Origin of the sequence: Paenibacillus sp. AR247 (genome assembly GCF_002968895.1) — a bacterium.
GTDB classification, from domain to species: Bacteria; Bacillota; Bacilli; order Paenibacillales; family Paenibacillaceae; genus Paenibacillus_AQ; species Paenibacillus_AQ favisporus.
Map to the genome: position 1 here is coordinate 882,812 of NZ_PCZT01000009.1, position 12,794 is coordinate 895,605.

The 12,794-nt window shown below is 52.2% G+C and carries 13 protein-coding genes; all 13 read right to left on the minus strand.

Annotated elements, in window-relative coordinates; translation table 11 throughout:
- Positions 1 to 189 precede the first annotated feature (189 nt).
- Positions 190 to 675 carry a hypothetical protein gene (locus CPT76_RS12185; RefSeq protein WP_181152812.1) on the minus strand — a complete coding sequence of 162 codons (486 nt, stop codon included), beginning with the start codon at positions 673 to 675 and terminating at the stop codon, positions 190 to 192.
- Positions 676 to 784: 109 nt separating this feature from the next.
- The gene (gene wecB / locus CPT76_RS12190) at positions 785 to 1,924 is read right to left on the minus strand and encodes a non-hydrolyzing UDP-N-acetylglucosamine 2-epimerase (protein WP_308737569.1); all 1,140 of its coding nucleotides are present in this window, start codon (positions 1,922 to 1,924) and stop codon (positions 785 to 787) included.
- A 181-nt stretch (positions 1,925 to 2,105) separates the two neighbouring features.
- Positions 2,106 to 2,732 carry a hypothetical protein gene (locus tag CPT76_RS12195; protein WP_105443115.1) on the minus strand — a complete coding sequence of 209 codons (627 nt, stop codon included), beginning with the start codon at positions 2,730 to 2,732 and terminating at the stop codon, positions 2,106 to 2,108.
- Positions 2,733 to 2,831: 99 nt separating this feature from the next.
- Positions 2,832 to 3,890 (minus strand): ATP synthase beta subunit C-terminal domain-containing protein, encoded by a 1,059-nt coding sequence (locus CPT76_RS12200; protein WP_105443116.1) that lies wholly within the window; start codon positions 3,888 to 3,890, stop codon positions 2,832 to 2,834.
- A gap of 96 nt (positions 3,891 to 3,986) precedes the next feature.
- Positions 3,987 to 4,922, minus strand: a complete 936-nt coding sequence (locus CPT76_RS12205) for a GNAT family N-acetyltransferase (RefSeq protein ID WP_105443117.1) — start codon at positions 4,920 to 4,922, stop codon at positions 3,987 to 3,989.
- Positions 4,923 to 5,092: 170 nt separating this feature from the next.
- Positions 5,093 to 5,443: a 4Fe-4S binding protein gene (locus tag CPT76_RS12210; RefSeq protein WP_105443118.1), complete on the minus strand. Its 351-nt coding sequence runs from the start codon at positions 5,441 to 5,443 to the stop codon at positions 5,093 to 5,095.
- Positions 5,440 to 7,050 carry an FAD-dependent oxidoreductase gene (locus CPT76_RS12215; protein WP_105443119.1) on the minus strand — a complete coding sequence of 537 codons (1,611 nt, stop codon included), beginning with the start codon at positions 7,048 to 7,050 and terminating at the stop codon, positions 5,440 to 5,442. Before CPT76_RS12215 ends, CPT76_RS12210 begins: the two co-directional genes overlap by 4 nt.
- Positions 7,051 to 7,082: 32 nt before the next feature.
- The gene (locus tag CPT76_RS12220; RefSeq protein ID WP_105443120.1) at positions 7,083 to 8,105 is read right to left on the minus strand and encodes an ABC transporter substrate-binding protein; all 1,023 of its coding nucleotides are present in this window, start codon (positions 8,103 to 8,105) and stop codon (positions 7,083 to 7,085) included.
- A gap of 27 nt (positions 8,106 to 8,132) precedes the next feature.
- Entirely contained in the window at positions 8,133 to 8,465 is a 333-nt protein-coding gene (locus tag CPT76_RS12225; protein ID WP_076166160.1) for a 4Fe-4S dicluster domain-containing protein, read from the minus strand.
- On the minus strand, positions 8,462 to 10,063 hold the full coding sequence (locus tag CPT76_RS12230; RefSeq protein WP_105443121.1) for an FAD-dependent oxidoreductase: 1,602 nt from the start codon (positions 10,061 to 10,063) through the stop codon (positions 8,462 to 8,464). The genes CPT76_RS12225 and CPT76_RS12230 overlap by 4 nt, the downstream gene beginning before the upstream one ends.
- 32 nt (positions 10,064 to 10,095) lie before the next feature.
- The gene (locus CPT76_RS12235) at positions 10,096 to 11,013 is read right to left on the minus strand and encodes an ABC transporter permease (protein ID WP_105443122.1); all 918 of its coding nucleotides are present in this window, start codon (positions 11,011 to 11,013) and stop codon (positions 10,096 to 10,098) included.
- Positions 11,014 to 11,025: 12 nt separating this feature from the next.
- The gene (locus CPT76_RS12240) at positions 11,026 to 11,715 is read right to left on the minus strand and encodes an ABC transporter permease (protein ID WP_105443123.1); all 690 of its coding nucleotides are present in this window, start codon (positions 11,713 to 11,715) and stop codon (positions 11,026 to 11,028) included.
- A gap of 36 nt (positions 11,716 to 11,751) precedes the next feature.
- Positions 11,752 to 12,531 carry an ABC transporter ATP-binding protein gene (locus tag CPT76_RS12245; protein WP_105443124.1) on the minus strand — a complete coding sequence of 260 codons (780 nt, stop codon included), beginning with the start codon at positions 12,529 to 12,531 and terminating at the stop codon, positions 11,752 to 11,754.
- Positions 12,532 to 12,794 lie beyond the last annotated feature (263 nt).

Here is a 12,794-nt window from a genome sequence, read left to right on the forward strand (position 1 = left end):
TCATCCAATACAAATCGGCCGTTCTCCTGTACCAAGACGTCATCAAACCAAAGCCGGCCGCCGCCCCATTCCTCGCACTGATTCAGTACGATATCCCAGTGGATGGAGGACAAATTGGCATGTTCGCATTGGTTTGGGGCACTTCCGATGGCCAGATGGATACTCCCCCATATCTTTTCGTCAAATGCTTTACTTTCTTACCCGTATCATTTGGCGCTCTTTCCACTCAAAATTGTCCCCCAATTGAAAAGTGGACAAATCAATTACAAGATCATCCTGGTTAGGCAAGTCACTAAACCTTTCAAACCCATATGCGGTGCATGAGTACAGCTCCAGCTCTTCACCAATCTCTAAATGACGTCCCATATACTGGAACAGCTCGGTTATACATTTTCTACTGCATTGGTAGTATTCAGGCGAAGACAGCTTCTTCTCGTCATTCATCTCGAAAGAGCCTCCATCAGGGTCTACCTGATAAATGTATGGCTGCCGGAACGGGCACGATGCATCTACTGATTTCACAGGACCCGCTACATACAAGCCGGCTGCGTCCAATTCCGTTTCGAAGATATCCATCAGCTGATCCCCCTCCGGGTCCTTTTCCAGCAGCGCTTGCATCACAATCTGATCTTTCGCCGAAGGGTTCACTTTTTCAATATAATCCCGAATGGTCATTACCGTTTTGTTCTTCCCGAAGGAGCCAGTAGGAAGCTCACGGCTTGAAGCGATATAGTAGTATTGAGTCATTAGGCTTACTCCTCGAATTCATTTGGCAGGTCTTCGGTTAATCCGAAATGATGGGCAATAATATGTACGATTCTTTTGGAGGCGAGCCCGTCACCAAATGGGTTTCTCGCATTTGCCATCTGTCGATAGAGATCCGGGTCCGTTGATAGAGATCCGGGTCCGTTAATAGTTTATTGGCTATGTTAAAAATAGAATCCTCTTGGGTTCCGGACAGGAAAACGGCATTCGCCGCAATAGCCTCTGGCCGTTCTGTAGTATCTCGCATCAGGATCAACGGTTTATTAAAAACGGGTGTTTCTTCTTGAAGTCCGCCTGAATCACTTAATACAAGATGAGAACGGGATAACAGATTGATCATATCAGGGTATTCAATGGGATCAAGCAAATGGATCCGATCATGACCGGACAGCATAGCAAATGCGGTATCCTGGACATATGGACTCAAATGAACCGGATAAACGATATGAACATCTGGATGTTCATCAGCCACACGTCGGATCGCATTAAACATTTGCTGCATAGGTTCTCCATAATTTTCACGGCGGTGAGCCGTTACAGTAATCAATCTTCCTTGAAGTTGGACAAGATCGTTTAATTGTTCATTATGAAATTTATAATCAGCTTTGTTGGTTAGAATTGCTGCATCGACGGCAGTTTGACCGGTTATAAAAATATGTTCGGAATCATAACCCTCTCTATTCAAATTGTTCTTGCTAACAGATGTCGGCGCAAATAGTAAATCTGTAATAACATCGACAATTCTGCGATTTATTTCTTCGGGCCAAGGCGAATATTTTTGATGAGAACGTAAGCCTGCTTCGACATGCCCAACCGGGATCTTATGAAAAAAGGCTGCCAAGCTCCCGCACATCGCAGTCTGCGTATCTCCATGAACCAGTATCATGTCAGGCTTGTCCTCATTAATGATGTTGTCGAGTCCAACAATCGCAGCCGAAGTTAAGTAGGCAAGTGACTGATTCTCTTTCATCAAAGCCAAATCGACATCGGGTTGAATATTAAAATGTGAAAGAGCTTGGGATAATTGTTCTCGGTGCTGGCCGGTAACAACCACCTTCGTCTCAAACCTTTCTTGATGATGGCGCAATTCTTGAATTACCGGGCACATTTTCGTCGCTTCGGGCCGAGTGCCGAATATAACCATTATTTTTTTCTTCATTGTCGATTCTCTCCTTTGGAAAATCCTCTTCTCTGCCACGATTTTATACCGTTTCCATAATATTACTTCGCTTCGAAGCACCACATCTCCTTTTGTTCAGGAATGACTCCCTTTATAACCCAAACAGGCCGCCGTTGTTAGGCAGCCTGTAGCTTGTTTCACCTGGTATGTATTATTATGCTTATTCGTCCAACGCCTTCAAAATTTGATTCGCATAATCATCCCACGCTGCTTCGTCGGTGTTGATTTCCATTGCAGGAATGTGCGATTGATTCATACATGTGCGCAGCCTTTCCTGATCCTCAACAAACTTACTGCAAGCTTCGTCTGCAGACGGATGATTCGCCATGACATAGGACCGCCAGGCTTCACCTCGGCTTTCAACAAATCGGGTCGGAACAGCTTCCGGAGACAAGGTCAAAAGAACGCATTTTGCATTGAGACGCAGCAATCGCTGTTCCAAAGCTTCAATTTCTGAATGATCTGCGAATGCAGCACGATGATTAAGATGAAATCTCTCCAAGATGAAAAAAATTCCGTTAGACGGTTTCGTTTGACCCAGAGATTCAATCCAACCAAGCAGCTGTTCAAGATAAGCGATATGCTGATTCAACAGCTGGATATGTTCATTTTGATCCAAGGACCTCAGCACGCCGTGATCGGAATGCAGGATTTGCGAATAATGTTCACTTAGCGCGATCAGCGTTCGCTCGGCATGCGAACTTAAACTATGTACTCTTTTTAATGCAGATAATACGGATGTTTTCCCAGTTGTGGATAAACCTTCGAGTATGACGCCGCGAATCAAGCCGTTCACCTCTTTCGATAACCATTCGATACGGTTCGTAAGAGCCGGTCAGCTGGACCGGCCCTATGCAACCGTTTACCAGATATCAATCATCACGCTTCAGCTGGTGACTTCCAGCCGCCCTTTAAAAAATAATTCAGATGGCTCGGTAGCATCCATTTCACCATCCAAGATCCGCTTCACATCAGCCAGTGTATCATAAAGCGTCAACCATTCACCCGGTTTTTTAGTATAGGGCTCGGATACGTAGAAAGGCTGTGCAAGATAAGCTTCGAGCCTTTCGCCCCGTTGGTACAGCTGCAAATCACTATCAGAAATCTTTTCCGTGCCCAGTACGGTCACCAGCGATCTCAGCTCTCTGTAACGGCGCAGCAGTTTCCGTGCCGCTTGCTGGGTGGTCAGATGAACGGCGTCCAGATGCGCTCCCTCCAGAACGGTCGAGGTCGACCCGATCGGATCGATTGCCGGATAAATGCCTCTGCTGATCAGATCGGTGTCAAATCTCCACAGGGTGTCCAAAGGTCCATACGCATTATCATCGTCAGCCGCTTCACACTTAATATCTACAAGGGCGATCGTGATAGGCCGGGCTCCAACCTCCTTAAGACGATCTCGCAAGGATAATAACTCGCCGGATAAAACTTTGCTCCGATCAACGCCCAGGAGGATATCTTTTTCCCCGCGCAGCTCCACAATTTGCTGATAAACGTCCTCTTTGGCCGAATGGGAAAACTCGGATTGCTCCTGAACCAGCTCGACGCCCGAAATATCCGATTGCGGGTCCCAAAACACGGTTGCGAATCCCCGTTTCTTCATGCGGAGCATCAGCTCTGCGAGCATAACGAGCTGCCCCATGTTCGGCCGTGCCACAAATCCAACGGTTCCCCCGCGAACTACCGGGGCGAGCAAATCCAACGCTTTTACACCTGTCTCGATCATACGAACACCACTCCCTCTAATAATGAGTTCATCAAGACTGCATCCCGCCAAAGAAGCAAGAGCCACCAACGTCCTTACTTCAGCGCGGCCGACGGGGATTTTACCTGTACATAGATTGGAAACCGTTGCCGCTCTTAGACCAGCCTCCCGTGCCGCCGTCGTTAGATTGGGTACGCGTCGGCGCAGCAGCGGAACGTTAAGCTGTAACTCCTCATCCATTTTTTAGCACCTCCTTACTCTGTATAGTAATTTATTTTACTTTATAGCGCAATAGATAATTAGGGAAAATTTGTGATTGTGTGTTACCTTGTAGACTCAACCGCAACAACAAGCCTTGCACCATACGAACATGCTGCCTAGTTTTTGAAATCCTGCGGTTCCATACACCCGCATGGCATCGTCAGGTTCAGGATCCAACGTCCATAATCCGCCATGATTGATGTAGAGCTCCGACACACCCCTTGCTCTCAGACGATGCATGCACTCATACAGCAAATTGGTAGCCAGTCCTTTCCTCCGGTGAGTCGGTGCAGTTCCAAAAGGTTCGATGATAGCTATATGATTTGCGGTGTCTTGCCATACATTTGCAAATCCCACAATCTGTTCATGGTCGTCCACGACCGCAAGATCTAATTCTGGCTGATATGTTGGGCTGTTGATTAAACGTTCGTATATTTCCGCGGTAGGCGCCGTCAATCCGGCTGATCCGCCCATAATGTTAATTTTTGCACCCCTTTCTGCTTCGATTAGAGGTCGAACCCGGTATCCGGGAGGGAATTGAGGTTCGGGAAGTGACGGACCAAGCTCGAACACACCTGAGTACATATACCATGTATGCTTCGTGTATCCCCGTTCCTTTAACAACTGCACTCGAACTGTATCCTCATCATAAGCCCAGACTGAGACCTCGTTCCCCGTACGATCCTCCAGCAAAGTAGGAGCACAAAAATGCTGTTCGGCCCATGCCAAAATGTCCGATTCATAATGTGTATACTCCGGTCCTGTTACGATGTGTAGAATCCGGTAATGCCCGGGCCAAACGGCTCCGATCACCGTACCCTCACCAACTTCGCAAATCATTACTTTTTCAGTAAATCGTTCATCAAACGCGCGAATATAATCCAAATCTCCGAGACTCGGATAAAATCGCCTCCCTGGATCAGCAAATTTGGCGGTGATCAGAGAGCGTAAAGCTGTGTAATCCTGTTCATTCCAATACGGCCGGATTTGCATTGTCTTTTTGGGTTCCATAAGATCTGCCACATCCTTCGATAAATTTTTCGGATATTTTACCATTTCCATCAAGGTAGATGTTGGTTATAACCAAACTCACCCATTCGCGGCAGCCGATCAGCACGCCAAAAAGCACCTTGTTTGAAATCAGGGTGGCTTTACACATCCATATGCTTCAGTACGTTACATTAGCTTTCCTCTGGCCGGTGGGTTTTCGTAAATTGTTCAAAAAACGGCGTAGTATCCCGGGCGGCCATCGTCGTTTCACTGCCCGCGGTCCATCCGATTTCTGCTCTCCAGCTGCCGAGCCATCCCTCATGCAGCAAAACCTGTTCGCTGACCTCTACGGATCGGTCCGCATAAGGCGCAACATACAAAGCATCAACTGGACAATACGCTTCGCACATAAAACATGTCTGGCAGTCTTCCTGCCTGGCGATCACAAGCTGTCCATCCTGCATATCAAACACGTTGGTTGGACAGACCTTTACGCAAATGGAACAACCGATGCACCGCTCCCCGCTGACCAGCTCGATCATAAGACCATCCCCTCCTCCGATGTGAGTTCGGACGCATGGGGGACCTTTTCAGCCCGGATGTGGATTCGGTCGACCCCCGACACCAGAAGGCGGTGGGTCTGGCGGGGATCCAGCTGGGGGTATTCCGCAAAGGCATGCAGCCCGCGGCTCTCTTTGCGCGCAAGGGCGGCCGAGTACATCCATCTCGCCGTAGCCACTATGCCTGCCGCTTCCCGGGCACGCACACGATGACGGTGATCGTCAGATACGCTGTCATGCAAAAAAGGAACAAGCCCGTGCAAACGGTCGAGAGACGCCCTGATAACCGGTTCGCTGCGAAAAAAGTTAATCGACAAGGGGAACACCTCGCGCTGAACGGCCGAGATGATTTCCGGGACGTCCATCAGCCGGTCGGCGTCGGAGTGCTGCACCAAGCCGTATCTTCCTGCCGGTGTCAGATTCCGCTTACCGGCATCTCCGGATTGGGATAATGCATACTCCGCAGCACCTTCGCCCGCCCAGTTTCCGCTGCATATCGCCCAGGAAGCGTTATACGCTCCTCCGCCTGAAATGGCGCCCGTTACTTTCTCTCGCGTGGCGGCATCGCCCGCTGCGTATAAACCCGGAACGCTCGTGCGGCAGTCGTTCCCGGTGAGCCGCAGCCCGCCCGTCCCGCGCATCGTCCCTTCGTACCGTAGCGTGAGCGGAAACTTATCCCGGAACGGATCGATGCCTGCGCGCTCGAGCGGCATAAAGAAGATCGGGTGCGCGTGACGAAGAAACCGCCGCTTCTCCTCCGTGTCGGCCAAATTGATCGAGGCGTACACCGGTCCTTTCAGGAGATGCTGCTGCAGACTGCCGAAGGCGCGGTCACCCCGGCCGATCACGCTTCCTTCTTGATCATAGAGCGTAGACCAAGCCAGCATTCTCCCTCGGGTCACACTGCCAAAGGCGGCGCTCGGCGCATATTGGCGGCTGAATTCCATCCCGGAAAGCTCGGCTCCCGTTTCGGCGGCCATAAGCAGTCCCTCGCCGGTAAGTACGTTGCAGCCCAATCCATTGCTCAAAAACGCGCAGCCACCAGTAGCCAGAACGACCGCATTGGAGCGCACTTCCCATTCTTGGCCCGTCAGCCGGTTCACGCCTCTTGCTCCCCCGACGCCATTCGCATCGTGCAGCAGCTCCAGCGCAGGGGACTGATCCAATATACGCACACCGGCCTGCCGGACCGCCCGGCGCATCAGCTTCATATATTCGGGGCCGTGCAAATGCGTGCGGAGCGGATTCCCGTTATGATCTTTCGGAAAGGGATATCCCCATTCTCCGACTTTTTCCAAATAGGTCTCCACCTCATCCAGAACCCGGTGAATCCAGGCATTCTCCGACAGATAGCCGCCTGCCTTGAGCCTGCTCTGTACGGCATCTTCCCGCAGCTCGGCTACCGGAGGAATCACCAGCAGGGTTGTTCCTCCAGGTGCCGTCGCACCGCTGCTGCCCAAGAAGCCTTTATCCGCAAGCACAACCCTTGCTCCCTTGGACGCGGCCCTCCATGCCGCCCAAGCGCCAGCTGGCCCGCCACCAAGAACCAGTACATCCGTGGTTAATTGAATATCCATTTTGGGTGCCATCCGCTGCAATCCCCCTATCGTCCTGTACGTGGTTATTTCAGCACCCAGTCGTTCATATCAAAATCTTTTTTCGCAAGCTTTTCTTCAACCAGAAAGTCTTTCGTTCCTTCAATCAGCTTTAAGCCGTCATCAGTAAACGGCGTATCCTTGATCTCGCTGATCGGACTAATCTTCTTGACAACTTCCGGAGTCGTTCCCTGCGTATCCGCGACAAACTGGTAGTATTCGTCTTCGTGCTGCTTTAAGTCATCCAGCGCCTTTTTGCGCGCTTCGTTCCAAATTTTCGGAAAGTCGGGGAATTTGGCCAGAAAAGCGTCCGATACGACGGTAGCACTCGTACCGATCAGATCGGGATGTTTGGTGGCATCGTCAAGCAGCGGATAACCTTCGTCAATCTGCTTCAACGCCTGAACGCCATTGTTGGTCAACGCGTCGACATCCCCCCTTGCCAAAGCTGCCTGCGCATCGGGAATCAGCATGTGAACCAGCTTATAATCCTTCACGCCCTCCTGCTTGAGCAGGCCAACGACATAGCGGTGCATAAAAGATCCCTTTTGAATGGCAATCGTTTTGCCTTCCAAATCTTTGATGGACTTAGCTCCGCCTTTTTTGGCAAACAAGTACCCGATGGAATAGGTCGCTGGCTGGGAAATCAAACGTGTTTTCGCACCGGAGGCGTAAGCGATGATCGCCGGTGTATCGCCAAGGCTGCCCGCGTCCAGCCGGCCGCTGACTAATGATTCCGTTTGGTCGGGTCCGTTAGGGAAGCCGGTCAGGTTCACCTGCGTAATCCCATGCTTCTTCAGCTCCTCCTGAATAATCCCTTTATGGAATCCCCAGCCTTCAGCTCCGCTTGACGGCACATTTAATTTATTGATCCCGATGTAGCCATAATTGAGCACCGTCGGCTTATCCGCGGCAGCTTCGGCAGCATCCCCGGTGCGCTTGGATGGCGAGCAGCCCTGAACCACGATGACGGCCAGCAGACATGCAAGAATGACAGCTGACTTCCAAAAGCGGCCGTGTTTGGTGTTTTTACGATGCGTTGTCTTCATGATTGGCTCCCCCACTTCAGTCGATAATTAAAATCCGCTCCGCTTCGACAGCTGATACATATATTCGTGACTGGCGACAGGCTTGCGGCCTTTCCCCCAGCCAACCTTCTCCCGGTATCCTCCCATTAGGCCTTGTTCTGACAGTTCGCTTTCCGTGACACCGATGACCGACTCGGATTCCGGGGCGACATACAAGGCGTCGACAGGGCAGTACAGCTCGCACATAAAACAGGTCTGGCAATCGCTTTGCCGGGCGATCACGGGAATCCCGTCAGCCACGCGATCGAATACGTTGGTAGGACATACAGACACGCATTGATTGCAGGCAATGCATTTGCTTTCACTGATAACTTCGATCAATGGACGACGACCTCCTTATGGACTTGTTCCGGACGAACCCACAATTGGTCCAATCCGCCTGTGATCAGGCGGTAGTGCTGATTGTCGTCCATCCCGGCAAAATCGCTGCGCTTATGCATGCCCCTCGATTCCGTCCGAGCCAAGGCGGACGTGTACATCCAACGGGCCGTTGCCGTCATGGCGGCCGCTTCCCTTGCTTTGACGCCATCCACGGTGTGCTCAATAGCCTGCTCCCGCTGCTCGTTCCATAAGCCGTTCAGCCTGTTCAAAGACTGGGTCATCACCTCACCGGTCCGGAACAGGTTGCGGTCATAAGGTTTGACCTCATCCTGAACGGCCTGCACCCATTCCGCTGCCCGGCTTGGTTTAACGCTGCCCTTGCCTTCCTCCACGATGGGCTGGGTGGACTTTCGCTCTAAATTGCGGCTTCCATCACGGGCACCCAGCTTCTTGACGTAGGCCGCCGCACCTTCTCCGGCGAAAGAGCCGGAGGACATAGCCCAAGCTGCATTGTGGCTCCCTCCTCCGGTAAACCCGCCGCAAATCAGCTCCCGGGTGGCAGCGTCTCCTGCAGCATAGAGTCCGGGCACATCGGTTGCGCAGAGCTCATCCGCCAGCCGGATGCCGCCGGTACCACGGACCGTCCCTTCCAGGCGAAGCGTAACCGGGAACGGGTCCGTAAACGGATCAATGCCGCGGCGGTCGAACGGCAAGAAGAAGTTGGTCTGGCCCACCCGGAGCAGCGGCTTCAAGTGTTCTGGCGCCTGATCGAGCACGGCGTAGACCTGCCGGCCTTCCATAAGATTACGCGCAATCACGGAACGCCCGCGCTTGGAACCGGCTCCTTCAACAATCGTGCCGTCTTCATAATAGAAGCTGGCATAGCTGTAATAAGCCGTCTTCGTCACGGAGGAGAATGTCGGGCAAATCGCGTAAGCGTTGGAAAATTCCATGCCGGACAGATTCGCCCCGGCCTCAGCGGCCATTAGATACCCGTCGCCTGTGAGGACGTTGCAGCCGAGCGCTTTGCTGAGAAAGGCGCAGCCGCCTGTGGCGATCACAACCGCTCCGGCCTCCACCGTCCACGGGATACCCGTCTGCGTATTGACTCCCGCAGCACCTCCCACGCCATGCTCGTCGGCCAGCAGCTCCAGCGCCGGGCTGTGGTCCAGAATCGTCACGCCCGCCTTCCTGACGACCTTGCGCATGAGGCGCATATATTCAGGCCCCTGCAGGCTGCGCCGGTGCTGATTGCCCTCGTCATCCAGCGGGAACGGGTACCCCCAGCCTGCCAGCTGATTCATATTGGCATAGGTGCGGTCGAGCACCCGGTTCATCCAGCGGTGTTCCGCCAGCCTTCCGCCCATGTCATAGCGGCTGGCTTTGGCTTCTTCCCTCAGCCGTTCATCCGGCTTCACATACCACACGCCCGTGCCTGAAGGCGCCGTTGCCCCACTGGATCCGCAATATCCTTTATCGGCCAGCACCACTCTGGCTCCCTTGGCTGCTGCCGTAACGGCGGCCCAAGTACCCGCCGGTCCCCCGCCGATCACCATTACGTCCGTTTTCAAATGCTGCGCCTGTTCCTGAATTGCCATTTGCCACGCCTCCTATTTTTTCGTAATTGGATTTAACCACGATAGGAATCACGCCAATGAAGCCACCTGCGCTCCAGCACGCGAACCAGCGAATCGATCAGCTTGCCTACAACCGCGAAGATCAGAATGCCGACAAAAATAACCGGGGTATCCGAGTTTTGCTTGGCTTCATTGATCATAAAACCGATCCCGGCCGTAGAACCTACGAGTTCCGCAACGACAAGGCTGATCCACGATACAGCCAGCGACAATCTGACGCCAAGCAGGATGCTCGGCAGTGCCCCGGGAACAATCAGCCGCGTGAAGCGTTGATACGGCTTGAATTCGAGCACCCTGCCCACTTCGAACCATTTACCGTCCACTTGGCGAATTCCCGCGTATGTATTGATGTACATCGGAAAAAAAGAACCGGAAATGATGATGGCAATCTTGGAGGTTTCGCCAAAGCCAAACCACAATATGATCAAGGGCGCGATGGCCAAATGTGGAACCAGCCGCAGCACCTGGATGCTGGGATCGAGCAAATACTCCGCCTTGCGGAACATACCGGTAAAACATCCGAACACCAGTCCAAGCAGCCCTCCGATCGCAAATCCGACGAGCGTACGCTGTATACTCACTCCAATCTGATAGGCAAGATCACCCGAGGCAATGAGATGGATCAACGATTTCAGAATGACCCACGGCGTCGGCATAAATTCGGGCGATATCCAGCCTGCGACGCCTGCCCATTGCCATAACACCACCACCACAACCGGTATAATAGATGCCCACAACAGATCGGCCCACCATCTCTTGGAGCTCCTCGGCTGCCTGTTCGTTTGTACGATATCCGCTGTAACCTTAACTGCAGCCTCCCCAGCCGTGGGATTTGAATGTGGAGACGAATGGATATCTCGATCTTGTTTAACCGTTGTTTGCGGAATCGGTATTTCGCTTTGCAGGCTCATTTGAATACCTCCTTACCTGTTATAGCTTTCCTTCCACCTTAACAACCTGCGTTCCGCCAGCCGAACGATATAATCCGTAATGAGTCCCGCGGCCGCAAACACGATAATGCCTACGAAAACGACCGGTGTATCGGCAAACTGGCGGGCATCGGACATCATATAACCGACCCCGGAAGTCGAAGCAATCAATTCGGCTACCACCAGACCCAGCCACGATAACCCGATCGATAACCGGGTTCCCAGGAGGATGTTAGGAAGCGCCGCCGGGATCACCAGCCTTCTGATCTGCTGGATGCGGCTGTACCCGAGCACACGGGTCACTTCGAACCATTTGTTATCCACATTACGGATACCGAGATAAGTATTGATATAGATTGGGAAGAAGGCCCCTTTGGCGATCAACAGAATTTTGGATTCCTCGCCAATGTCCCAACGCTCCCCCCGACGCGCAAATCCTGCAAGTGCCCGCACGGCGCTGATCCGGAAATGATCCCATAAATCACCGGACTGGGCGAGGCCGACAAAGGCTTTCAGAATGACGAGAGGTGTCGGAAACAGCAAATCGGATATATACCCCAGCTGTCCGAAAATCTGCCACAAAACAAGGACGGCTCCCGGCAGAATCAGTCCCAGCCCGAGAAGCTTCCACCTTCCGAAGCCCGCTCTTAGGGAGGGTCCTGCTGCTGAAATTTCGTGACTCATACAACCACCTGCCTTTCTGACATGAGTACAACAATTTTATATACCGGCCCCATCCGTAAGCTCTAACTCATCCAGGGAATCCAGCAGCTTAAGCACGCGAAGCCGAAGCTCTTGAAAGGATGACGTCGTTTTCTTCCGGGGATAGGGAAGATCGATCGGCACGATGCTTTTGATTTGACCCGGCCGCGGCTTGAGAATGACGACCCGGTTGGCCAGAAATACGGCTTCATCAATGTCATGGGTAACAAAAATCATCGTCGTCTGATTTCTGCGCCAAATATCCAGCAGCACATCCTGCATATGCGCTCTGGTGAAGGCGTCCAGTGCACCAAATGGTTCATCCAGCAGCAGCACCCGGGGATTGCGCAGCAGCGCCCTTGCGATCGCCACCCGTTGGGCCATTCCCCCCGGACACGCTCCTTGGGATAGGCTTTTTCGAAGCCCCCAACGTTTGACCAGTTCGATGAGTTCATCGACCTTGCGCCTAACCTCGGGATCACGCAGTGACAAATCCGCAGCAATATTTTTCTCCACCGTCAGCCAAGGAAATAGACGATGCTCCTGAAAAATAAATCCTTTGTCGATTCCCGGTCCCGTAATGTTCTGGCCGGCTAGTGTGATGGTGCCGGAATACTGTCCGTCCAGCCCGGCGATGATGCGCAGCAGCGTGCTTTTCCCGCAGCCGCTCGGACCGATGACCGTAATGAACTCTCCTTCCCGGATGTTCAAGTCCACTTTGTGCAGTGCTTCAACACGTCCTTTGGCTGTATCAAAGCTTTTACTCAGCGCCGTGATGTTTAGCAAAGTCTCCGCCATATGCTCTGCCTCCCTTTAGAAATCAAATGATGCCGACAAGCCAAATTGATATTTTCCTACCCGATTACTTGGATATATGACAGCACTTTATCATTCTAAATCCGATTCAACAAGTAGGGATTAATAAATTCGATTGCTAATTCAAAATTCTGATCCACTCTTTTTAGCGGGGTATACAGAATCTCCAGTTAGGTCGTATGATAGTACGGTAGATTGGTTTTCAGTATTGGAGGTTGTCATCATGATCATCAGAGAAATCGAGG

What these genes read in the sequence shown, in the direction of transcription:
- CPT76_RS12185 (WP_181152812.1), bottom strand. Translation starts at nt 675, where the DNA reads ATGACCATTCGGGATTATATTGAAAAAGTGAACCCTTCGGCGAAAGAT.
- wecB (WP_308737569.1), bottom strand. Translation starts at nt 1,924, where the DNA reads ATGAAGAAAAAAATAATGGTTATATTCGGCACTCGGCCCGAAGCGACG.
- CPT76_RS12200 (WP_105443116.1), bottom strand. Translation starts at nt 3,890, where the DNA reads ATGGATGAGGAGTTACAGCTTAACGTTCCGCTGCTGCGCCGACGCGTA.
- CPT76_RS12205 (WP_105443117.1), bottom strand. Translation starts at nt 4,922, where the DNA reads ATGGAACCCAAAAAGACAATGCAAATCCGGCCGTATTGGAATGAACAG.
- CPT76_RS12210 (WP_105443118.1), bottom strand. Translation starts at nt 5,443, where the DNA reads ATGATCGAGCTGGTCAGCGGGGAGCGGTGCATCGGTTGTTCCATTTGC.
- CPT76_RS12215 (WP_105443119.1), bottom strand. Translation starts at nt 7,050, where the DNA reads ATGGCACCCAAAATGGATATTCAATTAACCACGGATGTACTGGTTCTT.
- CPT76_RS12220 (WP_105443120.1), bottom strand. Translation starts at nt 8,105, where the DNA reads ATGAAGACAACGCATCGTAAAAACACCAAACACGGCCGCTTTTGGAAG.
- CPT76_RS12230 (WP_105443121.1), bottom strand. Translation starts at nt 10,063, where the DNA reads ATGGCAATTCAGGAACAGGCGCAGCATTTGAAAACGGACGTAATGGTG.
- CPT76_RS12235 (WP_105443122.1), bottom strand. Translation starts at nt 11,013, where the DNA reads ATGAGCCTGCAAAGCGAAATACCGATTCCGCAAACAACGGTTAAACAA.
- CPT76_RS12240 (WP_105443123.1), bottom strand. Translation starts at nt 11,715, where the DNA reads ATGAGTCACGAAATTTCAGCAGCAGGACCCTCCCTAAGAGCGGGCTTC.
- CPT76_RS12245 (WP_105443124.1), bottom strand. Translation starts at nt 12,531, where the DNA reads ATGGCGGAGACTTTGCTAAACATCACGGCGCTGAGTAAAAGCTTTGAT.